This window comes from Clavibacter capsici, from assembly GCF_001280205.1.
Classification (GTDB): domain Bacteria; phylum Actinomycetota; class Actinomycetes; order Actinomycetales; family Microbacteriaceae; genus Clavibacter; species Clavibacter capsici.
On record NZ_CP012573.1, the window covers coordinates 1,336,830 to 1,359,184 of the forward strand.

At 75.8% G+C, this 22,355-nt stretch carries 17 protein-coding genes and 1 pseudogene; 14 read left to right on the forward strand and 4 right to left on the reverse strand.

What is annotated here, in order from left to right:
- Positions 1-64 precede the first annotated feature (64 nt).
- Positions 65-931: a glycosyltransferase family 2 protein gene (locus AES38_RS06340; RefSeq protein WP_053775702.1), complete on the forward strand. Its 867-nt coding sequence runs from the start codon at positions 65-67 to the stop codon at positions 929-931.
- Here the strand turns inward: AES38_RS06340 and AES38_RS06345 are convergent.
- Entirely contained in the window at positions 888-1,400 is a 513-nt protein-coding gene (locus tag AES38_RS06345; RefSeq protein WP_053774263.1) for a DUF3515 domain-containing protein, read from the reverse strand. The two genes, AES38_RS06340 and AES38_RS06345, sit on opposite strands and share 44 nt — an antisense overlap.
- Before the next feature lie 24 nt (positions 1,401-1,424).
- On the opposite strand from AES38_RS06345, the gene AES38_RS06350 reads away from it, so the two are divergent.
- Positions 1,425-2,534, forward strand: a complete 1,110-nt coding sequence (locus tag AES38_RS06350) for a thiamine-phosphate kinase (protein ID WP_053774264.1) — start codon at positions 1,425-1,427, stop codon at positions 2,532-2,534.
- Here AES38_RS06350 and rsmD read toward each other — a convergent pair.
- Positions 2,531-3,135, reverse strand: a pseudogene (gene rsmD, locus AES38_RS06355) (16S rRNA (guanine(966)-N(2))-methyltransferase RsmD). The gene AES38_RS06350 and the pseudogene rsmD sit on opposite strands and share 4 nt — an antisense overlap.
- A gap of 272 nt (positions 3,136-3,407) precedes the next feature.
- On the opposite strand from rsmD, the gene AES38_RS06360 reads away from it, so the two are divergent.
- Genes AES38_RS06360 through mutM form a run of 9 tightly spaced genes read left to right on the forward strand, consistent with a single transcriptional unit; the run spans position 3,408 to position 13,402 of the window.
- The gene (locus AES38_RS06360) at positions 3,408-4,382 is read left to right on the forward strand and encodes an AAA family ATPase (RefSeq protein ID WP_053775703.1); all 975 of its coding nucleotides are present in this window, start codon (positions 3,408-3,410) and stop codon (positions 4,380-4,382) included.
- Positions 4,383-4,386: 4 nt separating this feature from the next.
- Positions 4,387-5,709: a DUF58 domain-containing protein gene (locus tag AES38_RS06365; RefSeq protein WP_256998879.1), complete on the forward strand. Its 1,323-nt coding sequence runs from the start codon at positions 4,387-4,389 to the stop codon at positions 5,707-5,709.
- The gene (locus AES38_RS06370; RefSeq protein ID WP_053774265.1) at positions 5,706-8,222 is read left to right on the forward strand and encodes a transglutaminase TgpA family protein; all 2,517 of its coding nucleotides are present in this window, start codon (positions 5,706-5,708) and stop codon (positions 8,220-8,222) included. The genes AES38_RS06365 and AES38_RS06370 overlap by 4 nt, the downstream gene beginning before the upstream one ends.
- On the forward strand, positions 8,219-10,402 hold the full coding sequence (locus AES38_RS06375; RefSeq protein WP_053774266.1) for an ATP-dependent DNA helicase RecG: 2,184 nt from the start codon (positions 8,219-8,221) through the stop codon (positions 10,400-10,402). Before AES38_RS06370 ends, AES38_RS06375 begins: the two co-directional genes overlap by 4 nt.
- A 26-nt stretch (positions 10,403-10,428) precedes the next feature.
- The gene (gene coaD / locus AES38_RS06380; protein WP_053774267.1) at positions 10,429-10,920 is read left to right on the forward strand and encodes a pantetheine-phosphate adenylyltransferase; all 492 of its coding nucleotides are present in this window, start codon (positions 10,429-10,431) and stop codon (positions 10,918-10,920) included.
- Positions 10,921-10,939: 19 nt separating this feature from the next.
- Entirely contained in the window at positions 10,940-11,512 is a 573-nt protein-coding gene (locus AES38_RS06385; protein ID WP_053774268.1) for a YceD family protein, read from the forward strand.
- A 2-nt stretch (positions 11,513-11,514) separates the two neighbouring features.
- On the forward strand, positions 11,515-11,718 hold the full coding sequence (rpmF, locus tag AES38_RS06390) for a 50S ribosomal protein L32 (protein WP_053774269.1): 204 nt from the start codon (positions 11,515-11,517) through the stop codon (positions 11,716-11,718).
- 25 nt (positions 11,719-11,743) lie between these two features.
- Positions 11,744-12,460: a ribonuclease III gene (rnc, locus tag AES38_RS06395; protein ID WP_053774270.1), complete on the forward strand. Its 717-nt coding sequence runs from the start codon at positions 11,744-11,746 to the stop codon at positions 12,458-12,460.
- 6 nt (positions 12,461-12,466) lie between these two features.
- A complete protein-coding gene (gene mutM / locus AES38_RS06400; protein ID WP_053774271.1) occupies positions 12,467-13,402 on the forward strand; it encodes a bifunctional DNA-formamidopyrimidine glycosylase/DNA-(apurinic or apyrimidinic site) lyase in 936 nt (311 codons plus the stop codon).
- A gap of 33 nt (positions 13,403-13,435) precedes the next feature.
- On the opposite strand, the gene AES38_RS06405 is transcribed toward mutM, so the two are convergent.
- On the reverse strand, positions 13,436-14,554 hold the full coding sequence (locus tag AES38_RS06405) for a GNAT family N-acetyltransferase (protein ID WP_053774272.1): 1,119 nt from the start codon (positions 14,552-14,554) through the stop codon (positions 13,436-13,438).
- A gap of 158 nt (positions 14,555-14,712) precedes the next feature.
- Here AES38_RS06405 and smc point away from each other — a divergent pair, with 158 nt between their 5' ends.
- From smc to ffh, 3 genes are all read left to right on the forward strand, one after another.
- Positions 14,713-18,438, forward strand: a complete 3,726-nt coding sequence (smc, locus tag AES38_RS06410) for a chromosome segregation protein SMC (RefSeq protein WP_053774273.1) — start codon at positions 14,713-14,715, stop codon at positions 18,436-18,438.
- Positions 18,439-18,458: 20 nt separating this feature from the next.
- On the forward strand, positions 18,459-19,331 hold the full coding sequence (gene ftsY / locus AES38_RS06415) for a signal recognition particle-docking protein FtsY (protein WP_053774274.1): 873 nt from the start codon (positions 18,459-18,461) through the stop codon (positions 19,329-19,331).
- A gap of 162 nt (positions 19,332-19,493) precedes the next feature.
- Positions 19,494-21,065, forward strand: coding sequence for a signal recognition particle protein (ffh, locus tag AES38_RS06420; RefSeq protein WP_053774275.1), 1,572 nt, complete (start codon positions 19,494-19,496; stop codon positions 21,063-21,065).
- A gap of 86 nt (positions 21,066-21,151) precedes the next feature.
- Here the strand turns inward: ffh and AES38_RS06425 are convergent, their stop codons facing one another.
- Positions 21,152-22,345, reverse strand: a complete 1,194-nt coding sequence (locus tag AES38_RS06425) for a MarP family serine protease (protein ID WP_053774276.1) — start codon at positions 22,343-22,345, stop codon at positions 21,152-21,154.
- Positions 22,346-22,355 lie beyond the last annotated feature (10 nt).

Here is a 22,355-nt window from a genome sequence, read left to right on the forward strand (position 1 = left end):
GCTCGAGCGCATGCTCGTAGGACGATCCGTCGCCCGGCCCCGTCTCCATCCGGACGGCCGTCCCGTGCCCCTCGTCCGCGGCGGCGGCGGTCGCGGCGGGCTCGCGGCGCCGCGACCGACCGTCTCCGTCGTGATCCCCGTGCGCGACGACGCCGGGCACCTGCGCGCGTGCCTCCGGGCGCTCGCGGGCCAGACGGTCGCGCCCGACGAGGTCGTCGTGGTCGACAACGCCTCGACCGATGACAGCGCCGAGGTCGCCCGGGCCGCCGGCGCGCGCGTCGTGCGCGAGCCGGTCGTCGGGATCCCCGCGGCCGCGTGCACGGGCTACGACGCCGCGCGCTCCGAGGTCATCGCGCGGCTCGACGCCGACTGCGTGCCGCCCGCCGACTGGATCGAGCGGCTCGGCGACGTGCTCGCCGCGCGCCCCGACGTCGCGGCGGTGACGGGCGCGGCGCGCTTCCTCGACGGCCCGCGGGCGCTCCGCGGGGTCGCGGCGGTCGCCTACCTCGGCGCGTACTTCGCCTCGGTCACGCTCGCGCTCGGACACCCGCCGCTGTTCGGATCCAACCTCGCCCTGCGCCGCGACGCCTGGCGCGAGGTGCGCATGGAGGTGCACCGCGAGGGCACGCACCTGCACGACGACATCGACCTGTCGGTGCACCTGGGCCCCGAGCGCCGCATCGTGCTCGACCCGCACCTCGGCATGGGCATCAGCATGCGGCCGCTCACCCGGCCCTCGACCCTGCCGCTGCGCATGAGCCGCGGCATGACCTCGCTGACGATGCACTGGCCGCACGAGCTGCCGTGGCTGCGCTGGCGGCGGGCGGCGCAGCTCGCGCGCGACGCCCGGCGCTCACCCGAGGGGATCACGACGGGACGGCCGCCGGTCAGCTCCCCGGAGGAGGCGCGTCGCCCAGGTCCTGCGCGCTGACGCACTTCGCGGTCTGCGGGATGACGGCGACGACGCCGCTGAGGTCGGTGAGCGCCGTGTAGCTCGCCTGCGTGGAGTCGATGACGACCTCGACGGCGGGCGTGCGCCCGTAGGTCGTGTAGCGGATGTCGGGGGAGCGCGAGTCGTCCTCGACCCAGTCGACGTCGTCGTAGCTGATGCACGCGTCCGTGGTGGGGCCGGGGGTCGCGACGCCGCAGCGGAGGATGACGGTGCTCTGGGGATCGCCCCACGCGCCCGTGCCCTGCGCGTCGGTCTCCCGCAGCGGCGCGGTGCCGAGCTGGGCGGGGAGGTGCACGACCACGTCGGCGCAGAGCGGATCCGTGGCGCCCGGGGCCGCCTCCAGCGAGACGGTGGGGGCGCATCCGGCGACGGCGAGGGCGATGCCGCACGCGGCGGCGGCGACGGCGGCGGTGCGCGCGATCGCGCGGGCGGGGCGGCGGGGAGTCATCGCGGTCAGGCTACCGTGGCAGTCGTGACGACTCCTGGGACGCCCTCCGCCGCGGATCCGACCGACGGGGGCGCGGCCGACGCGGCGACCCTCGGGAGCGCGGGCGAGCTCGCGACGCTGGCCCGGATCCTGCCGCACCTGCCCGCCGCCGACGCCGCGGACGTGGGCCCGGGCGACGACAGCGCGGTCGTGCGGGCGCCCGACGGCCGCTTCGTGATCACGACCGACATGATGATCGAGGGGCCGGACTTCCGCCTCGCCTGGTCGTCGTTCCACGACCTCGGGCGCCGCGCCGCGACGTCGAACCTGGCCGACGTGGCCGCCATGGGCGCGCGGCCCTCGGCGCTCCTCGTGGCCATCGCGGCGCCCGCCGCCACGCGCGTGGCCGACCTCGAGGCCCTCGCGGACGGCCTGCGCGAGGGCTGCGCACTGCAGGCGCCCGGCTGCGGCGTCGTGGGCGGCGACCTGTCCGTCTCGGACGCGCTGGCGATCACCGTCACGGCGACGGGCGACCTCGAGGGGCGCGACCCCGTGCTGCGCTCGGGCGCCCGTCCCGGCGACGTGATCGCGGTGGCCGGCACCCTCGGGATGGCCGCCGCGGGCGTCGCCCTCCTGTTCGCCCATGCGCGCAGCGGCGCGGCGGGCCAGGGTCCCGTCCCCGACGCCGACCTCGCGCGAGCCCTCCGCGCCGCCCACCCCGTCGCCGTGGAGGCGCAGCTGTCGCCCGTCGCCCCGCTCGGGGCGGGCGCCGACGCCGCCCGGGCCGGCGCGACGGCCATGCTCGACGTCTCCGACGGACTGCTCCTCGACCTCGCCCGGATGGCGCGCGCGAGCGGGGCCGGGATCGACCTGCGGTCCGCGGCACTCGCGGACGACGCGCGGCGGGTCGCCGCCGCCCACCCGTCGCTCCCGCCGCGCGCGCTCGACCTCGTGCTCACCGGGGGAGAGGACCACGCGCTGGTCGCGGCGTTCCCGCCCGACGCGGCGCTGCCGGCGCCCTTCCGCGCGATCGGCGCGGTCGTCGCCGCCGGCGCCGACGGTCCCGCCGTCACGGTCGACGGCGCGCCGTACGCCGGCCCGCGCACCGCGCTCGGCGGCTGGGACCCGTACTCCGACTGGGACGGCGCGCGCTAGGGGGCGGGGGTCGTCGCGTCGTCGTCGGCGTCAGCGGCCTCGGCGGACGCCCACCACACGACCGTGTCGCCGTACGACTTGCGGCGGTCGAGCACGAGCCCCGCGGGCCACGCGGGCTCCGCCGAGCGGGAGCTGCGCTCCACCATCACGACGGCGCCGTCGACGAGCCGCGGGACGAGCGCGGCCAGCTCCTCGGCGAGCTCCGCGTCGCCCACCTCGTAGGGCGGGTCGAGGAACGCCACGTCGTAGGAGCCGCGGTCGCCCGCGAGGAAGGCGCGCACGCTCTGCGCGGCCACGCGGATCCGCGGCGCGGCACCTCGGGCGCCGCCCGCTCGACGAGGGCCGCGTTCGACCGGCACACGGCGGCGGCGGGCACGGCGCGCTCCACGAGCACCACCTCGCGCGCGCCGCGGCTGGCGGCCTCGAGGCCGAGGGCGCCGGATCCCGCGTAGAGGTCGAGCACGCGCGCGCCGTCGAGCGCGTCCCGGGCCTCGAGCCCGGAGAAGAGGGCCTCGCGCACGCGGTCGCTCGTGGGTCTCGTGCCGCTCTTCGGCACGCGGAGGACGAGGGACCCGGCGTACCCGGCGACGATGCGGGTCATGCGGGGTACCCGGCCGCGCGCGGGCCGGCGATGATCGGAGCGGGGTGCACGACCGACCACGCTACCCGCCCTGTCCATCGCGGGCGGCGCGCCGGACGCTCCCGGATCCCTGACGTATGCTGCGACGACGCCCACGACGCTGGAGGACCTCCGTGACGAGCCCCGAGTCCGAGTCCGTTCCCCTGCACGCCGGATCGGGCCCGCACCCCGCCCGCGTCCGCTCCGCCACGCGCCAGGCGGCCCACGCGCCCGCCGGGCACGTCGCCCCCGCGATGCCGCTGGAGGAGGTGCGCCGGCTCGCCGACCTCATCCTCGGCAACGTCGACGCGGTCCTCTCCGGCAAGCACGAGGCCACGCGCATGGCGCTCACGGTCTTCCTCTCCGGCGGCCACCTCCTCATCGAGGACGTGCCGGGCGTCGGCAAGACGATGCTCGCCAAGGCGCTCGCCCGGAGCGTCGACTGCACGGTGAACCGGATCCAGTTCACCCCCGACCTCCTGCCCTCCGACGTCACGGGCGTCTCCGTCTACAGCCAGGCCGACCACCGGTTCGAGTTCCAGCCGGGCGCGGTCTTCGCGAACATCGTCATCGGCGACGAGATCAACCGCGCGAGCCCCAAGACCCAGTCGGCGCTCCTGGAGTGCATGGAGGAGGGCCAGGTCACGGTCGACGGCGTCACCCACGGCCTCCAGCAGCCGTTCACGGTGGTCGCGACGCAGAACCCGGTCGAGATGGAGGGCACCTACTCCCTGCCCGAGGCGCAGCGCGACCGCTTCATGGCGCGGATCTCCATGGGCTACCCGGACGCGTCCGCCGAGCTCGCGATGCTCCGCGACCGGGACACCGTCAGCCCGCTCGACGAGCTGCGGCCCGTGGTCGACGCCGACGAGCTCGACGCGATGATGCGCGCGGCCCGCGGCGTCTACGTCTCCGACCCCGTATCGCGCTACACGGTGGCCATCGTGCAGGCCACTCGCGGTCACGAGGACATCCGCCTCGGCGCGAGCCCGCGCGCCACCCTCCAGCTCATCCGCGCCGCGAAGACCCGCGCGGCCCTCGACGGGCGCGACTTCGTGCTCCCGGACGACGTCGACGCCCTCGCGGCGCCGGTGCTCGCCCACCGGCTCGTGGCCACCGGCCGCGCGCTCGGCCAGGGCGGACGCGGCCAGGCCGCGGTCGTCGAGATCCTCGAGCGCATCGTCGCCTCGACCTCCGTGCCGCTGAGCGCCGCGGGGCGGACGCGCTGAGCCCGTGCCGCCCCTCGCGCGCCTGATGCGCCGGATCGGCATCGAGGCCGTCCCGCATCCGACCCTCCGCGGCATCGCCCTGCTCGCCGCCGGGGTCGCCGCCTTCGCGGGCGCCTTCATCGCGGGTCGGCGGGAGTTCGTCTTCATCGGCGTGGCCGTCCTCGCCCTGCCGCTCCTGGCGGCGGCCTGGCTCGTGATCGCGCGGGTGCGGCTGCACGTCGAGCGGGCCTTCACGACGACCGTGGTCGAGGCCGGCACGCAGACGACCGTGACGGTGGCGGTCGCCAACGCCGGGCCCCTGCCCACGCCGCGCTCGTGGGCGCTCGACCTGGTGCCGGGCGCCGAGGGGGCGACGCCGCCCGCGGAGCTGCCGTCGATGCGGGGCCTCGCGCGCGGATCCCGCCGCGCGTCCGCCCGACCCGTCCTCCGCTACGACCTCACGCCCGAGCGCCGCGGGATCCACGAGGTGGGCCCGCTGGCCGTCGAGGAGCACGACCCCTTCCGCCTGATGGGCCTGCGGCACGTCGCGGGCGGCACCTCGCGCCTCGTCGTCACGCCGCGCCTGGCCGACCTCGCGGCCGAGTCCGGCGGGCCGGTCACCTCCGAGGGCGAGTCCGAGCGCGTGCAGCGCCGGGCCGACGGCGGCGAGGACGACCTCGGCACGCGCGAGTACCGCGCGGGCGACCCGCTGCGCCGCGTGCACTGGCGCGCGACCGCCCGCCACGGCGAGCTCATGGTGCGGCAGGAGGAGCAGCGCTCCAGCCCCCGCTCCCTCGTCCTGCTCGACACGCGCGCGGAGGGCTTCCCCCTCCACGCGGACGACGACGGCGACTCCGACCGCGCGTTCGAGCGCGCGGTGGCGTTCGCGGCGTCGATCGGCGTCCACCTGCAGCGCGGCGGATACGCGGTGCAGCTCGTCGAGACGGCGGGCGCGTCCGACGCCCCGGCCGCTCGACCGGGCGACGGCGCCGCGGCCGAGGCCGAGCTGCTCCTGCACCTCGCCGAGGTGCGCCCGACCGCGCCCGACCCCGACCGCGACGCCGTGCAGGAGGCCCTCGCGGATCTCCGGCGGAGCCGTCGCGCCGTCCCGGTCCACGCCGTCCTCGGCCACCTCGACGCGCGCGAGGCGCACCGTCTCGCGGGCTTCGGCGCCGCCTGCCGGCCGGCGGTCGCGTTCCTCGCGCACCCGGGCCGGGTCGAGGGCCGCGACGACCGCGAGGCCGTGCGGATCCTCCGCGAGGCGGGCTGGCACACGGTCGCCTTCGACGACGGCACGGCGCCCGCCGACGCCTGGCGCGCCGCCCGCGCCGAGGAGATGGCCCGATGAGCGACCTGGACGCCGTCGGCCTCGGCGGCCGCGACCACTGGACCGTGGAGCCGCGCTCCCTGCCCGGGGAGCGGACCGGCGGCCCGGGCGGCCGGTCGCGGGACGGCGGCGCCGGGCCGGGCCGCAGCGGTCGCCGACCGGGATCCAGCCGCGCCGCCGCCCGCTGGCCGCTCACCGCCGCGCTCGGGGTCGCCCTGCTCGCGGGCACGGCGAGCCTGCACCTCCTCGTCGAGCCCGGCGCCTGGTACGCCCTCTGCGTCCTCGTGGTCGCCGCGGTGCTCGGCTCCGCCGCGCTCCTCCGAGCGGCGGGCGCCCCGCGCCTCCTGGCGTCGCTCGGCGGCCTCGTCGTGCTCGTGCTCCTCGTGACGCTCGTCTTCGCGGCGCGCACCGCGGTGCTCGGCGTGATCCCCACCCCCGAGACCCTGCGCACGCTCGTCGCGGTCGGGGAGCAGGCAGGCGAGGAGATCTACCGCAGGTCCGCCCCCGTGCCGCCGCTCGCGTCCATCGTCTTCGTGATCGTCGCCTCGGTCGGCGCCCTCGCCGTCGTGCTCGACGTGCTCGCGAACGCGCTCCGGATGCCCGCGGTCACGGGCCTGCCGCTCCTCGTCCTGGTGTCCGTCCCCGGCGCGGTCCTGGTGGGGGAGTTCTCGGTGGCGTCCTTCGCCGTCACGGTCCTCGCGTGGTTCGCGGTGCTCGCGGCCGACGCCCGGGACGCGGACGGGGAGGGCGGCTGGCGGGGATCCGGCCTCCTCGGCGGACCGCGTGCCGACCCGGGCCGCTCCCCGTCGGGCGGCCGCTCGCCGGGATCGGCCCGCACGGCGCTCGTCTCCGCGGGCGCGCTCGCGGGCGGCGCGGTCGTCATCTCGCTGGTCGCGCCCGCGATCGTCCCCGGGCTCACGACGGCCACGTTCCCCTCGGCCTCCGGCTCCGGGCAGGGCGGGTCGCGCGTCGTGAACCCCATCCTCGACCTCGGCGACGACCTCCGCCGCCCCGTCGACGTCGAGGCGCTGCGGTACTCGACGGCGTCCCCGACGCCCCTCTACTTCAAGGTCACGACCCTCTCGCGCTTCGAGGGCGACGAGTGGGCGCCGTCGTCCCTGCGCCCGCCGGACGGCAACACGGTCGACGCCATCGGGCCCGACCTCGGCGCCGGATCCGACGTGCCGGTCGAGGAGGTCGAGTCGCGCGTCGAGGTCGAGGGCTCCTCCAGCGCCTGGCTCCCGGCGCCCTACGCACCGCGGAGCGTCGACGGGCTGGAGGGCACCTGGCGCTGGTCCGAGCAGGGCCTCGCGATCCGGTCGACCGACTCCGACAGCCGCGAGCAGAGCTACACGGTGCGCTCCGAGCTGCCGCGGCCCACGCGCGAGCAGCTGGAGGCCGTGGCGCCCGCGACCGACGACGACCTGCGGCCGTTCCTCCAGATCCCCTCCGGCACCCCGGACATCGTCGCCTCGACGACGGCCGACGTCCTCGCGGGCATCGACTCGCCGTACGACCGGGCGCTCGCGCTCCAGGAGTTCTTCACCGGGGGCGCGTTCCGCTACTCCGAGGACGCGCCCGTCCAGCAGGGCTACGACGGCAGCGGCGTGGACGTCGTGGGGGAGTTCCTGCGGGTGCGCTCGGGCTATTGCGTGCACTTCGCCTCGGCCATGGCGATCATGGCGCGCGAGGCGGGCATCCCGTCGCGCGTCGCGGTCGGCTACCTGCCGGGGGACCAGGTGGGGCGCGACGGCGACCTCATCACCTACCGCGTCGGATCCCACGACCTGCACTCGTGGCCGGAGCTGTACTTCGCGGGCGTGGGCTGGATCGCGTTCGAGCCGACCCCGGGACGCGGCCAGGCCGCACCGTACGCGCAGCCGTCGGCCGCGCCGACCACCGCGCCCACGCCGTCCGCGTCGCCCACGCCCACGGCGGCGCCGACCGCGACCGCCACGCCGGCGCCCACCGCGTCGACCGCGCCCGGCGCGGACGGCGCGTCCGCCGTCCGGATCCCGTGGGCCGCCCTCGGCACCGCGGCCCTCGCCCTCCTCGTGCTCGCGCTCCTCGCGGCCCCCGCCCTCCTCCGCCGCGCCCGGCGCCGCGGCCGCCTCCTGGCCCTCGAGGCCGGGGACGCGCCCGCGGGCACGGCCTGGCGCGAGGCGGAGGACCAGGCGGTGGACCTCGGCATGCGCGTCCCCGACACCGAGTCGCCGCGCGAGCTGGGCCGCCGCCTCGCCGGCGACGACCCGGCGCTCGCGGATCCCGTCGCGCTGCTGGTCGGCGTCCGGGAGCGGGAGCGGTTCGCCCGCGCCGACGTGCCCGTCGACGCCGCGGCGGGCGCCGCCCAGGCCGCCGCGCTCGTCGCGCTGCGGGACGGCCTGGCGGCCCGCGCCGGACGGCTCGACCGCGCCCTGGCGCTCGTCGCCCCGCGCTCGCTCGTCCGTCGCCGGCCCCGCGACGACGACGGGACGGCGGCCGGCCCGGACGACGGGCGGCCGGCGTCGGACGCCCCTCGTAGACTCGGAGGATGACCGGATCCGACGCCGCGCTCGCGGGCGTCGTGGGCGGCCGCACCGCGGGCGTGCTGCAGAAGGCCTTCGGGCTGCGCACGGTCGCCGACCTCCTCGAGCACCTGCCGCGCCGCTACGCCCGCCGCGGCGAGCTCACCGCCCTCGCCGAGCTGCCGGTCGACCAGCAGGCCACCATCGTCGCCGAGGTGCGCGAGGTGCGGGAGCGGCCCATGCGGGCCCGGCGCGGCAGCATCCTCGAGGTGCGGATCACCGACGGCCGCGGCTTCCTCACCCTCACCTTCTTCAACCAGGCGTGGCGAGCCAAGGACCTCGTGCCGGGCGTCCGCGGGATCTTCGCGGGCAAGGTCAGCGACTACCGCGGCGCGCTCCAGCTCGCGCACCCCGACTACGAGCTGTTCGACGCGCACGAGGGTCCGGCGCTCTCCGGCGGTGAGCCCGACGCGGCCGCCCGCCGCTGGGCCGAGATGCCCATCCCCATCTACCCGGCCACCGCGTCCATGGCGAGCTGGCAGGTCGCGAAGGCCGTGGAGCTCGCGCTCGACGCGGTCGACGACCTGGAGGATCCCGTCCCCGCCGACGTGCGCGCCGAGCGCGGCCTCCTCCCGTACCGCGAGGCGCTCGAGGGCGTGCACCGCCCCGAGAAGGACGTCGACTGGCGCCGCGGCCGCGACGCCCTCCGCTTCCAGGAGGCGTTCGTCCTCCAGACCGCGCTGCTGCAGCGGCGGCAGGCGGCCCGCGCGCTGCCCGCCACCCCGCGGATCCCGACCCCGGGAGGCCACCTCGACCGCCTCGACGCGCAGCTGCCCTTCGAGCGCACGGGCGACCAGCGGCTCGTCGGCCAGGAGATCGCCGCGGACATGGCGCGCACCTGGCCCATGAACCGGCTCGTGCAGGGCGAGGTCGGCTCCGGCAAGACCCTCGTCGCGCTCCGGGCGATGCTCGCGGTCGCCGACTCCGGCGGCCAGTCCGCGCTGCTCGCGCCCACCGAGGTGCTCGCCAGCCAGCACCTGCGCTCCCTCACCGCGTCGCTCGGACCGGACCTCGCGGCGGAGCTCATGCCCACCCTGCTCACCGGCCAGCTGTCGACCGCCGAGCGCAAGCGCGCGCTCCTGCGCATCGTGAGCGGCCAGGCGCGCATCGTCGTCGGCACGCACGCGCTCCTCGGCGACCGCGTCGAGTTCCTCGACCTCGGCCTCGTGGTGGTCGACGAGCAGCACCGCTTCGGCGTCGACCAGCGCGAGGCGCTCCGGCGGAAGGGCGGCACGCCGCCGCACGTGCTCGTGCTCACGGCCACGCCCATCCCGCGCACGGTCGCCATGACGGTGTTCGGCGACCTCGACGTGTCGACCATCGCCGAGCTGCCGAGCGGCCGCCAGCCCATCGAGTCGTTCGTCGTCCCGCTGCACGAGCACCCGGGCTGGATCGAGCGGGTCTGGGCGCGCACGGCCGAGGAGATCGAGAAGGGGCGCCAGGCGTTCGTGGTGTGCCCGGCGATCGACCCGCAGGATCCCGAGGCGGAGGACGAGGACGCCGCCGACGGCGCCGAGGACGCGACCGCCCGCCCCGCTCTCGCGACCGTCACCGACATCGACGCGCTGCTCGCCGCCCACCCGCGCCTCGGATCCGTCCGCCGCGCCGTGCTGCACGGCCGCATGACGGGGGAGGAGAAGGACCGCGTGATGCGCGCGTTCTCCGCGGGCGACATCGACCTCATCGTCGCGACCACCGTCATCGAGGTCGGCGTCGACGTGCCGAACGCCTCGACCATGGTGATCCTCGACGCCGACCGCTTCGGCGTCTCCCAGCTGCACCAGCTGCGCGGCCGGGTCGGCCGCGGCGGCGTGCCCGGCCTCTGCCTCATGGTCACGCACGCGGAGCCCGAGACCGTCGCCCGCGAGCGCGTGGACGCCGTCGCCGCGACCCTCGACGGGTTCGAGCTCGCCCGCGTCGACCTGGAGCTCCGCCGCGAGGGCGACGTGCTCGGCACGAACCAGTCGGGCGGCCGCTCCTCGCTCCGGCTGCTCCGGGTCGCGCAGGACGGCGACCTCATCGAGTCCGCGCGCGAGCACGCCCACGACGTGCTCGAGGCGTCGCCCGACCTCGCCGGGCACCCCGCGCTCGCCCGCGCGCTCGCCCGCCGGCTCGACGACGAGGAGCGCGCCTTCCTCGACAAGAACTAGGGGAGCGTCCGCCCTAGGCTGGCGGGATGCAGCGGATCGCCGTCGTCCCCGGATCGTTCGACCCCGTCACGCTCGGGCACCTCGACGTGATCCGCCGCGCCGCCCGCCTCTACGACGAGCTCGTGGTGCTGGTCGTGCACAACCCGGGCAAGACGCCCATGCTGCCGCTCGAGGAGCGCGTGCGCCTCATCGAGCGCGTGATCCGCGACGCCGGCCTCCCCGCCTCCGTCCGCGTCGACGCGTGGGGCGCCGGCCTCCTCGTCGACTACTGCCGGCAGGTCGGCGCGTCCGTGCTCGTCAAGGGCGTGCGGTCGCAGCTCGACGTCGCGTACGAGACGCCCATGGCGCTCGTCAACCGCGACCTCGCCGACGTCGAGACCGTCATGCTCCTGCCGGATCCCGCGCACGCCCACGTCTCCAGCTCACTCGTCCGCCAGGTCGAGGCGCTCGGGGGCGACGTGACGCCCTACGTGCCGGCGGCCGTCGCGGAGTCGCTGGCCGTCCGGCGCGACGGGTGACGCCCCGTAAGATCTACGGGTGTCCAGGTTCCAGAAGACCCCATTCACGGTGCACGTCCACGACATCGTCCATCGCCCCGGGGAGATGCGCGAGCTCGACCTGACCATCGCGCTGCCGGAGCGCATGGGGGAGGGCCTCATCGCCGTCCCCGCCGGCCGGGAGATGCAGGTGCACGTGCGCCTGGAGTCCCTCCACGACGGGATCCTGGCCACCGGCGAGGTCGACACGGTGGCCGACGGGCAGTCCGCGCGCACCCTCGCCGACATGCAGGAGCGTGTCCAGGTCGATTTCGCGGAGATGTTCGCGTACTCTCTTGATGAAGCTTTCGACTACCAGGTCCAGGACGAGCACGTGGACCTGGAGCCGGTCATCCGGGATGCGGTGGTCCTTTCACTTCCGTTCCAGCCCGAACTGCCGGGCGAGGACCTCGATCTCGATCTGGGTCCCGGCATCAGCCTGGTCCTGGCGGACTCCGACCCGGAGCCCGTGATCGATCAGCGCTGGGCGGCCCTGTCCGGCTTCCGAGCTTCCGAAGACAGCGGTGCGGCGCGTGAAGACGCCGACACCGAAACGCAGAGAGATGAGAGTTAGCCATGGCTGTACCCAAGAGGAAGATGTCCCGATCCAACACGCGCGCGCGTCGCTCGCAGTGGAAGGCCGAGGCTCCCACGCTCGTCAAGACCGTCGAGAACGGCAAGGTCGTCTACTCCATGCCCCACCGCGCGCGCGTGGTCGAGGACGCCGCCGGCACGCCCCTGTACATGGAGTACAAGGGCCGCAAGGTCGCCGACGTCTAGTCGTCGCCCGCACGGTACGTCGGACATGACCGACACCCCGGGATCCCACGTCCACGGCGACCGTGACGCGCTCCGGCGCCTCCTCGCCGTGGACGTGAGCCCCGAGCTCCTCGAGCTCGCGCTCACCCACCGCTCGTACGCGTACGAGCACGGCGGCATCCCGCACAACGAGCGCCTCGAGTTCCTCGGCGACTCCATCCTCGGGCAGGCCGTCACGGTCATGCTCTACCTCGAGAACCCCGACCTCGACGAGGGCGAGCTCGCCAAGCGGCGCGCCAGCCTCGTCTCGAGCGTCGCCCTCGCGGAGGTCGCCACCGGCATCGGGCTGGGCGAGCACCTGCTGCTCGGCCGCGGCGAGGAGCTCACGGGCGGCCGCGCCAAGTCCTCGATCCTCGCCGACACGGTCGAGGCCATCATCGGCGCCTGCTACCTCGACGCCGGGGGAGAGGCCGCGACCGGCCTCGTCCTGCGCCTCATCGCCCCGCTCCTCGAGGACCCCGCGCGCTTCGGCGCCGCCATGGACCCGAAGACGGCCCTCCAGGAGAGCGCCGCGCGCCAGGGCCTGCCCGCGCCCGCCTACGTCGTGAGCGACAGCGGCCCGGACCACAGCAAGCGCTTCCACGCCGTCGTCACGGTCGGCGACGCCGTGCGCACCACGGGCGAGGGATCCAGCAAGAAGCAGGCCGAGATGACGGCCGCGCTCGAGGCGTGGACCCGCCTCGAGGCGCGCCCCACGGCCTGACCCGCGGTGCCCGAGCTCCCCGAGGTCGAGGTCGTCCGCGCCGGGCTCGAGCCCGCCGTGACGGGCGCCCGCATCACGGGCGTGGAGATCCTCGACGCGCGCTCCCTCAAGCGGCACGACCCGCTCGAGGGCGCCTTCGTCGACCTGCTCGTCGGCCGCGTGATCACGCACGCCGTCCGCCGCGGCAAGTTCCTCTGGCTGCCGCTCGCGCCCGACGCCGCCCGCGACGTCACCGGCCCGCGCGCGCTCGTCACGCACCTCGGCATGAGCGGGCAGGTGCTCCTGCGCGAGCCCGGCTCCGACCCGGACGGCCTGCTGCGGATCCGGATGGGCATCGAGCACCCGGTTCACGGCGAGCTCGTGGTCGCCTTCGTCGACCAGCGCATCTTCGGGTCGATGGCCGTCGACCGCCTCGTGGCGACCCCGGACGGGCACGCGGCCGGACGCGGATCCGACGCCGCCCTCGTGCCGACGCAGGTCGCCCACATCGCGCGCGACCCGCTCGACCCGGCGTTCGACGACGAGCTGCTCCTCGACCGCCTGGCCAGGCGGCGCACCGGCGTCAAGCGCGCGCTGCTCGACCAGACGCTCGTGAGCGGCATCGGCAACATCTACGCGGACGAGGCGCTGTGGGCCGCGCGGATCCACTACGCGCACCCGACGGACCGGCTCGGTCGCGGGCGCGCGCTCCGCCTCCTCGCCGAGGTGCGGCACGTGCTCGCGCGGGCGCTGGCGGAGGGCGGCACGAGCTTCGACGCGCAGTACGTGAACGTCAACGGCGCATCCGGCTACTTCTCGCACTCGCTGAACGCCTACGGTCAGCAGGGGAAGCCATGCCCGCGCTGCGGGAACGCGATCGTGCGGGAGGCCTTCATGAACCGGTCGAGCCACTACTGCCCGCACTGCCAGGTGCTGCCGGATCCGGGGGACGCCGCCGCCTGAGCCGCGCCGTCCCGGATCAGCGCGCGTCCCCCATCAGCGCGTCGGGCCCGTGTCGCGCAGCCAGCTCCCGCTCGTCGCCACGTGACGGAAGCCGAGCGCCTCGTTCACCCGGAGCATGGGCCGGTTCTCGTCGGCGTTCCAGGTGACGACGCGGTCCGCGCCCGGGGCCTCGCGGGCGAGGAGCCGCAGGTTCTCGACCTTGAGGAGCATGCCGAGGCGGTGGCCGCGGTGCTCCGCGAGCACGAGCGTGTCCTGCTGGTAGGCGTACTCGTGGCCGTCGGAGCGGCGGCCGCTGGGGGAGACGGCGATCTCGGTGAAGCCGACGAGCCGGCCCGTCGCGACGTGCTCGACCGCCGTGACGATGCCCGTGCGGCCGGCGGACGCGCGCCGGGCCTCCGCCCCTCGGATCCGGTCGGCGTCCCAGGCGTCCTCCGCCTGCGGGAGGTCGCCGGCCGGGGTGTCGGTCGACATGCGCGTGTGCAGGAGGGCGAGGTCGTCGAGGCGCTCCTCGGGCGTCGCGTCCACCCAGGAGACGACCCGGTATGCGTCGCCCGCGGCGCGGCGCGCGTCGGCGAGGTGGGTGTCGAGCGTCGGGGCCGCGGCGACCGTGTCCAGGGAGCTCGTGCGCGCGGTCTGGCCGAGCCGGTAGCCCGCATCGACGGCGAAGCGGGACGCCGGGTCGTCGGCCCCGACCGCGCCGATCCCCGTGGGCGAGGCGATGGGGGATCCGTTCGCCTCCGCGCGGTGCATAGTGGCGCCCAGGAGGGTCCGGCAGCCCTCGTCGAGCGCGATCCGCTCCAGGCGCTCGCGCAGCGCCCGGCCGATCCCGCGGCGCCGGTGCTCGGGGAGCACGGACACCGCGACGTCGGAGGTCGTGGGGTCGGCGAGCGACGTGGTGAGGAGCCCGCGACCGACGACCCGCCCGTCCACCCGGGCGGCGAAGAGGCGCTTCCGCACGTGCGCGACGTCGGCGTAGTCGGGGATCAGCTCCTGCGGCAGCCAGACGAATGCGTCGTGCCCGAGGTCGTGCGACTGCGCCCGGTTGACGACGTCGGTGAGCGCCACGAGGTCGTCCCAGCCCGCGGCCCCGACGGCGGCGGGCGGACGGACCTCCTCCACGACCGCGGCCCGGTCGTCGTCGGCGTGCGGCATGGTCGGCTCCCTCGTCGGCGGACGCGGCCGTCCTCGGCTCCGCGCCCCACCACGCTAGCGGCGGCCGGGCCGGCGGCTCCCGGCCGCGCGCGGCTCCCGGTCGAGCGCGCCGCGTCCGGTACCGTGATCCCGACCACGAGGTGAGGAGGGCGGCGGGCGTGCACCTGAAGAGCCTGACCCTCAAGGGGTTCAAGTCGTTCGCGCAGCCGACCACGTTCCAGTTCGAGACCGGGGTGACCTGCGTCGTCGGCCCGAACGGATCCGGCAAGTCGAACGTCGTCGACGCCCTCGCCTGGGTCATGGGCGAGCAGGGCGCCAAGACCCTCCGCGGCGGCAAGATGGAGGACGTCATCTTCGCCGGCACCTCGACGCGCGGGCCGCTCGGCCGCGCGGAGGTCACGCTCACGATCGACAACGCCGACGGCGCGCTGCCCATCGACTACACCGAGGTCGCGATCCGCCGCACGCTCTTCCGCAACGGCGGCAGCGAGTACGCGATCAACGGCACGTCCTGCCGCCTCCTCGACGTGCAGGAGCTCCTCAGCGACTCCGGGCTCGGCCGCGAGATGCACGTCATCGTCGGCCAGGGCCGGCTCGACAACGTGCTGCGCGCGACCCCCGAGGAGCGGCGCGGCTTCATCGAGGAGGCCGCGGGGATCCTCAAGCACCGCCGCCGCAAGGAGCGCACGCTCCGCAAGCTCGAGGGGATGCAGGCGAACCTCACCCGGCTGAACGACCTGGCGGGGGAGATCCGGCGGCAGCTGAAGCCGCTCGGCCGGCAGGCGGAGGTCGCGCGGCAGGCGCAGACCGTCGCGGCCGTCGTGCGCGACGCACGTGCCCGCCTCGTGGCCGACGAGGTCGTGACCCTCCGACGCGCGCTCGCGGAGCACACGCGCACCGAGGAGGAGCGCACGACCGAGCGGATGGTGCTGCAGGAGAAGCTCGACCGGGCGGTCCTCCGCTCCGAGCGCATCGTCGAGGAGCAGGAGGGCGACGAGGTCGACGGCGCCCGCCGCACGGCCTTCGCGCTCGAGCAGGTGCAGGAGCGGCTGCGGAACCTGCTGTCGCTCGCGCAGCAGCGGCTCGCGCTCCTCGGATCCGCGGACGACGCCCCCGAGGCCGCGTCCGGCACCACGCCCGCGCAGGTGCAGGAGTCCCGGGACGAGGCCGAGCGCCTCACCGGGCTCATCGGCGAGGCCGAGGCGGGCTGGGTGTCCGCGCGCCAGGCGACGGCCGCGGCCCGGCAGGCGCTCGACGCGCTCGACGAGGAGATCCAGGCCCAGAGCGCGCTCGTCTCGCGGCACGACCTCGAGATCGCGGGGCTCACCGGGCGCGCCGAGACCGCGGGCTCGCGGCTCGCGGCCGTGCGCGGCGAGGTGCTCCGGCAGCAGAACGCGCTCGATGCGGCGCGCGCCCGGCTCGCCGCGGCCGAGGCGGAGCGGGAGCGCGGCGAGGCCGAGGGCGAGGCCGACGAGCAGGGCGGATCCGAGCTGACGCGCGCCTACGAGGACGCCCAGGCCGACGTCGCGACGGAGGAGTCCGCCATCGAGGCCGTGCGCGAGGAGCTGCACGCCAAGGAGCGCGAGCGGGACGCCCTGGCCGCGCGCGAGCAGGCGCTCGCGAGCGCGCTCGACCAGCGCGACGGATCCAGCGACCTCGTCGCCGCGGGCCTCCCCGGCGTCCGGGGCCTCCTCGCCGAGCACGTGCACGTGCACCCGGGCTTCGAGCAGGCGGTCGCGGCGGCCCTCGGCACGCTCGCCGACGCCGTGCTCGCCGAGACGCGCGACGACGCGGTCGCGGCGCTGCGCCGCGCGGTCGACGACGACCTGGGGCGCGTCGAGGTGGTGGTCGCGGGATCCGGCGGGACGGCCGTGGAGGCACCCGGCACCGACGGCCCGGTGCCCGCGTCCGCCGTGGTCGACGCGCCCGACGGCGTCCGCCGGACCCTCGCCGGCGTCGTGATCGTCGACGACCTCGCGCAGGCCGTCGCGCTCCTCGACGGACCCGACGCGCCCGTCACCGCGATCACCCGCGCGGGCGAGGTCGTCTCCGCGCACGTGCTGCGCGGCGGATCCGGCGCCACCCGCTCCAAGCTCGAGCTCGTCGCCGCGCGCGAGGCCGCCGCGGCGACCCTGACCGACGTCCGCGCCCGCATCGACGACCTCCAGGTGGACCTCGCCGCCGGCCGGGAGCGCCTCCGCGCCGCCCGGGAGCGCGCGTCCGCGGCGCTCGGCGGGCTGCGCGAGGCGGACGCGCGCCTCGCCGCGCACGCCGAGCGCCTCAGCCGGTCGCGCGCGCAGGCCGAGTCCGCCGCCGCCGAGCTCGCGCGCGTGCAGCGCGGCCTCGACCTCGCGAGCGCCTCCGTCGACGAGGCCGTCGCCGCGTCCGACGCCGCCCGCCGCGCGCTCGACGAGGCCCGGTCCCGCCCGCGCCCCGTGCTCGACGCGAGCGGCCGGGACGCGCTGGTCGCCGAGTGGGAGGCCGCTCGCGAGGCCGAGATCGAGGCCCGCCTGCAGGTCGAGACCGCGCGCGAGCGCGTGCGGGCCGAGCAGGAGCGCACGGTCGCGCTCGAGCGCCGCCTCGCCGCGGAGCGCGCCGCCGCCGAGGAGGCCGCCCGCCGCCAGGTGATCCGCCGCCGCCAGATCGCCCGCGCCGCCTCCGTCGCCGATGCCCTGCCCGCCGTCGTCCGCGCCGCCGACCGCAGCACGGCCGAGGCGCGTCTCGTGCTCGCCCGCGCCGAGGAGGCCCGGGCCGGCCGCAACGCCGAGCTCTCCGCCCTCCGCCGCGAGGAGGCCGACCTGCGGCAGCGCCTGCACGGGATCACCGAGGACGTGCACGGCCTCGAGCTGCAGATCTACGAGAAGCGCCTCCAGGTCTCCCAGCTGCTCGAGCGCGCCGCGAGCGAGCTGGGCCTCGGGGAGGAGGTGCTCGTCGCCGAGTACGGGCCGGACGTTCCCGTGCCCGAGGAGGCACCGCTGCCGCCGCGCCAGCGTGCGCGCGCGGCCGCGGATCCCGACGGGGAGGACGAGGCCGGCGAGGACGCCGCGACGGAGACGACGCCCGCCGAGGGCGCGGAGCCGACCGACCACGACGCGGACGACGACACCCCGCCCGTCCCCACCCGCCCCTTCGACCGCGAGGAGCAGCGCGCCCGCCTCCAGGTCGCCGAGCGGAAGCTCGCCCAGCTCGGCCGGGTCAACCCGCTCGCGCTCGAGGAGTTCGCCGCGCTCGAGCAGCGCCACCTCTTCCTCACCGAGCAGCTCGCCGACCTCACGGCGACGCGCGCCGACCTCCTCACGATCATCGAGGACATCGACCGCACCATGCAGGGCGTCTTCGCCGCCGCCTTCGAGGACACCCGGGCCGCCTTCGACCGCGTGTTCCCGATCCTCTTCCCGGGCGGCACGGGCAGCATCCACCTCACCGATCCCGAGCAGCTGCTCACGACGGGCATCGAGGTGAGCGTGCGCCCCGCGGGCAAGCGCATCGAGCGGCTGTCGCTGCTCTCCGGCGGGGAGCGCTCGCTCGCGGCCGTGGCCCTGCTCATCGCGATCTTCACCGCGCGGCCGAGCCCGTTCTACATCATGGACGAGGTGGAGGCGGCCCTCGACGACGCCAACCTCGGCCGCCTGCTGACGATCCTCGAGCAGCTCCGCGACACCTCGCAGCTCATCGTGATCACGCACCAGAAGCGCACGATGGAGATCGCCGACGCGCTCTACGGCGTCTCGATGCGGCAGGACGGCGTGAGCGCGGTCGTCGGCCAGCGCGTGAGCCGCGAGCCGCGCGCGGGATCCCCGGCCGCGGAAGCCGACGGGCCCGCCGCCGCGGACGCCGCCGCCGGGTGCGAGCCCGCCGACCCCGAGGAGCGGGCCGCCTCCTGACGCGCGGCTACGCTGGGCACATGGCACGCACCCCCTGGTCCCTCTCCGGCGCGCTGCGCGGCATGTTCGCGAAGCCCACGATCGACGAGACCACGTGGGACGACCTCGAGACCGCCCTCATCACCGCGGACTTCGGCCCCGACGTCACCGAGGCCACCATCGACGACCTCCGGGAGAAGGTCGACCGCTACCGCACGACCGACCCGCGCGACCTCCAGCGCATGCTCCGCGAGAGCATCGAGGAGCGCCTCGCGAAGCACGACCCGACGCTCAAGCTCAGCGCCCGCCCCGCGGTGATCCTCGTGGTCGGCGTCAACGGCGTCGGCAAGACCACCACCATCGGCAAGTTCGCCAAGTTCCTCCGCAACTACGGCCGCACGGTCGTCGTCGGCGCGGCGGACACGTTCCGCGCCGCCGCCGTCGACCAGCTCGCCACGTGGGCCGAGCGCGCCGGCGCCGAGATCGTCCGCCCGCAGCAGCCGGGCCAGGATCCGGCGAGCGTCGCCTTCCAGACCGTCGAGCACGCGCAGCGCCACGGCACCGAGATGGTGATCATCGACACGGCCGGCCGCCTGCACACCAAGGGCGGCCTCATGGACGAGCTGTCGAAGATCCGCCGCGTCGTGGAGAAGCAGACCCCCATCGCCGAGGTGCTGCTGGTGCTCGACGCGACGACCGGGCAGAACGGCCTCGCGCAGGCGCAGGCGTTCATCGAGCACGGCGGCGTCACGGGCCTCGTCATCACGAAGCTCGACGGATCCGCCAAGGGCGGCTTCATCCTCAACGTGCAGGAGCGCACGGGCATCCCGATCAAGCTCATCGGCCAGGGCGAGGGCATCGGCGACCTCACGGGCTTCACCCCCCACGTCTTCGCGCAGAACCTGGTCGGCTGATCCGGGCGCTGGCCCTGACCGTGCCCCACGTGTCCGCGCAGGACCTGGTCGGCTGATCCGGGCGCTGGCCCCGACCGGGCCCCGCGTCTTCGCGCAGGACCTGGTCGGCTGACGCGGGCACCGGCTCGGGGGACCTCCCGCGCCGGTTAAGCTGGACCCACCATGGCTACCTTCGGAACACTCTCGGACCGCCTCGCCGAGACCTTCAAGAACCTGCGCGGCAAGGGCAAGCTCAGCGCCGCGGACGTCGACGGCACCGTCCGCGAGATCCGCCGCGCGCTGCTCGAGGCCGACGTCGCGCTCGACGTCGTCAAGGCGTTCACCGCCTCCGTCCGCGAGCGCGCCCTGGGCGGCGAGGTCAGCCAGGCGCTGAACCCGGCCCAGCAGGTCGTCCAGATCGTCAACGAGGAGCTCGTCGGGATCCTCGGCGGCCAGCAGCGCCGCATCACCTTCGCGAAGCGCCCGCCGACGGTCATCATGCTCGCCGGCCTCCAGGGCGCGGGCAAGACGACCCTCGCGGGCAAGCTCGGCAAGTGGCTGGCCAAGGACGGCCACACGCCCATGCTCGTCGCGGCCGACCTCCAGCGCCCCAACGCCGTGCAGCAGCTGCAGGTCGTGGGCGAGCAGGCGGGCGTCCCCGTGTTCGCGCCCGAGCCCGGCAACGGACGCGGCAACCCCGTCCGCGTCGCCAAGGACGCGATGAAGCACGCGGTCGACAAGCAGTACAGCGTCGTCATCATCGACACGGCCGGCCGCCTCGGCGTCGACCAGGAGCTCATGAGGCAGGCCGCGGACATCCGCAAGGCCACCGACCCCGACGAGGTCCTCTTCGTCATCGACGCCATGATCGGCCAGGACGCGGTCGCGACCGCGAAGGCCTTCCAGGACGGCGTCGACTTCACGGGCGTCGTGCTCTCCAAGCTCGACGGCGACGCGCGCGGCGGCGCGGCCCTCTCGGTCGCCTCCGTCACGGGCCGCCCCATCATGTTCGCCTCCACGGGCGAGGGCCTCGACGACTTCGAGCCCTTCCACCCCGACCGCATGGCGAGCCGCATCCTCGACCTCGGCGACATCCTCACCCTCATCGAGCAGGCCCAGCAGGCCTTCGACGAGGAGGAGGCGATGGAGGTCGCCCAGAAGCTCGCGAGCGACAGCTTCACGCTCGACGACTTCCTCAAGCAGATGCAGCAGCTGCGCGGCAAGGGCTCGCTGAAGAAGATGATGGGCATGCTCCCGGGCATGGGCGCCATGAAGGAGCAGCTCGAGAACTTCGACGAGAAGGAGATCGTCCGCACCGAGGCGATCATCCAGTCGATGACGAAGGCCGAGCGCCAGAACCCGAAGCTCCTCAACGGCTCGCGCCGCCTCCGCATCGCCCGCGGATCCGGCATGACGGTCACCGACGTCAACGGCCTCGTGCAGCGCTTCGAGCAGGCCTCGAAGATGATGCGCACGGTCGCGCGCGGCGGCATGCCGCAGATCCCCGGCATGGGCCCCATGCCCGGCGCGCACTCGAGCCGCAAGCCCGCGCAGCAGAAGAAGAAGGGCTCGAAGTCGGGCAACCCGGCCAAGCGCGCGCAGGAGAACGCGGCGCTCGCGTCCGGCCAGCGCATCGGCGGGCCCGCGGCTCCCGCGGGATCCGGCTTCGGCCTCGCCGGCTCGGGCAAGGGCGGCGCGAACGGCGGCCCGAGCGAGGAGGAGCTCGCCTCGCTGCAGAAGTTCCTCGGGCGCTGACCGGCCCCACCGCTCGACGCTCGACGGCGTCCTCCCCACCGGGAGGGCGCCGTCGTCGCATCCGGGCCGGCACGGGGCCGGGCGGGTCAGACCCCGCAGCGCCCCGAGTCCACCGGCGCGCTGGCGCCGGCCTCCTGCAGCACGGGCGCGATCTCGTCGAGCGTCATCGCGTAGCCGGTCTGGGAGTCGACCGTCGAGGTGGCGAACACGAGGCCGACCACGCGGCCCTGCGCGTCGAACAGCGCGCCGCCGGAGTCGCCCGGCCGCACGGTCCCGCGCACGGAGTAGACCTCGCGCGTCACCGGCTGCTCGTGCTGGATGTCGGTGCCGAGCGCGTCGACGACCTCGCGGATCCGCGCCCCCGTGGCCTGGTACGGCCCGCCGCCCGGGTACCCGGCGACGACGGCCTCGTCGGACGCGGCGAGCTCGTCGCCGAGGGGCAGGGGCGCGGCCGCGAGGCCCGGCACGGCGAGGATCGCCACGTCCCGGGCGGGGTCGAACACCACGAGGTCCGCCCGCAGCAGGTCGCCGGTGCCGCCCTGCTGCACGTAGACCTCGTCGGAACCGGTCACCACGTGAGCGTTGGTCACGACGCGGTCGCCCTGCACGACCCAGCCGCTGCCGGATGACGACGTGCCGCAAGCCGGTGCGGACGAGAGGACCTTCACCACGCTCGACGCGGAGCGCCGCACGGCCTCGGGCACGTCGGCGTCGGGCGCCGCGGTGTCGGCGATCGCCTCCTCGCCGTTCGCGAAGACCCGCGGATACCCGACGTCGTGGAGGGCGTCGTCGAGCGCGGACAGCGCCGTCGAGCTGGAGACGGGGCTCACGCGGTCGAGGGTCGCGAGGATGCGCGACGAGGACGCGAGCTGCACCGCGGGGATCACGCCGCTGGATCCGAGGAAGCCGCCGATGAACCACACCGACACGGCCCACGCGGCGAGGCCGGCCACGGCGCCGATCCCGCGATCGAGGCCCTGCGCGGCGCCCCGGGGACGCAGGAGGCGCGTGAGGACGCTGGCGACCTGGGCGAGGATGCCGCTCACGAGCGAGGTGGTGACGAGCATCAGCAGGGCGGCGGCCACGGTGCGCATGATCCCCGTGGCCACCCCGAACTGGTCGAGCAGGGCGAGGAACGCCGGCGTGATGGCGAGGGCCAGCAGCACGCCGAGCACGATGCCGGCGAGCCCGGCGACCGTCACGATGGCCCCGCGGCGCCAGCCGGCGAGGGCGGCGAGGACCGCGACGACGAGGATGACGATGTCGACGGCGGGGCTCACCCCCTCATCC

Bases quoted from the DNA above. Each gene is read 5' to 3' on its own strand.
- coaD (WP_053774267.1), top strand. From the start codon at position 10,429: ATGCAGCGGATCGCCGTCGTCCCCGGATCGTTCGACCCCGTCACGCTC.
- AES38_RS06405 (WP_053774272.1), bottom strand. From the start codon at position 14,554: ATGCCGCACGCCGACGACGACCGGGCCGCGGTCGTGGAGGAGGTCCGT.
- AES38_RS06345 (WP_053774263.1), bottom strand. From the start codon at position 1,400: ATGACTCCCCGCCGCCCCGCCCGCGCGATCGCGCGCACCGCCGCCGTC.
- ftsY (WP_053774274.1), top strand. From the start codon at position 18,459: ATGGCACGCACCCCCTGGTCCCTCTCCGGCGCGCTGCGCGGCATGTTC.
- AES38_RS06360 (WP_053775703.1), top strand. From the start codon at position 3,408: ATGCCGCTGGAGGAGGTGCGCCGGCTCGCCGACCTCATCCTCGGCAAC.
- rnc (WP_053774270.1), top strand. From the start codon at position 11,744: ATGACCGACACCCCGGGATCCCACGTCCACGGCGACCGTGACGCGCTC.
- AES38_RS06375 (WP_053774266.1), top strand. From the start codon at position 8,219: ATGACCGGATCCGACGCCGCGCTCGCGGGCGTCGTGGGCGGCCGCACC.
- rpmF (WP_053774269.1), top strand. From the start codon at position 11,515: ATGGCTGTACCCAAGAGGAAGATGTCCCGATCCAACACGCGCGCGCGT.
- ffh (WP_053774275.1), top strand. From the start codon at position 19,494: ATGGCTACCTTCGGAACACTCTCGGACCGCCTCGCCGAGACCTTCAAG.
- AES38_RS06370 (WP_053774265.1), top strand. From the start codon at position 5,706: ATGAGCGACCTGGACGCCGTCGGCCTCGGCGGCCGCGACCACTGGACC.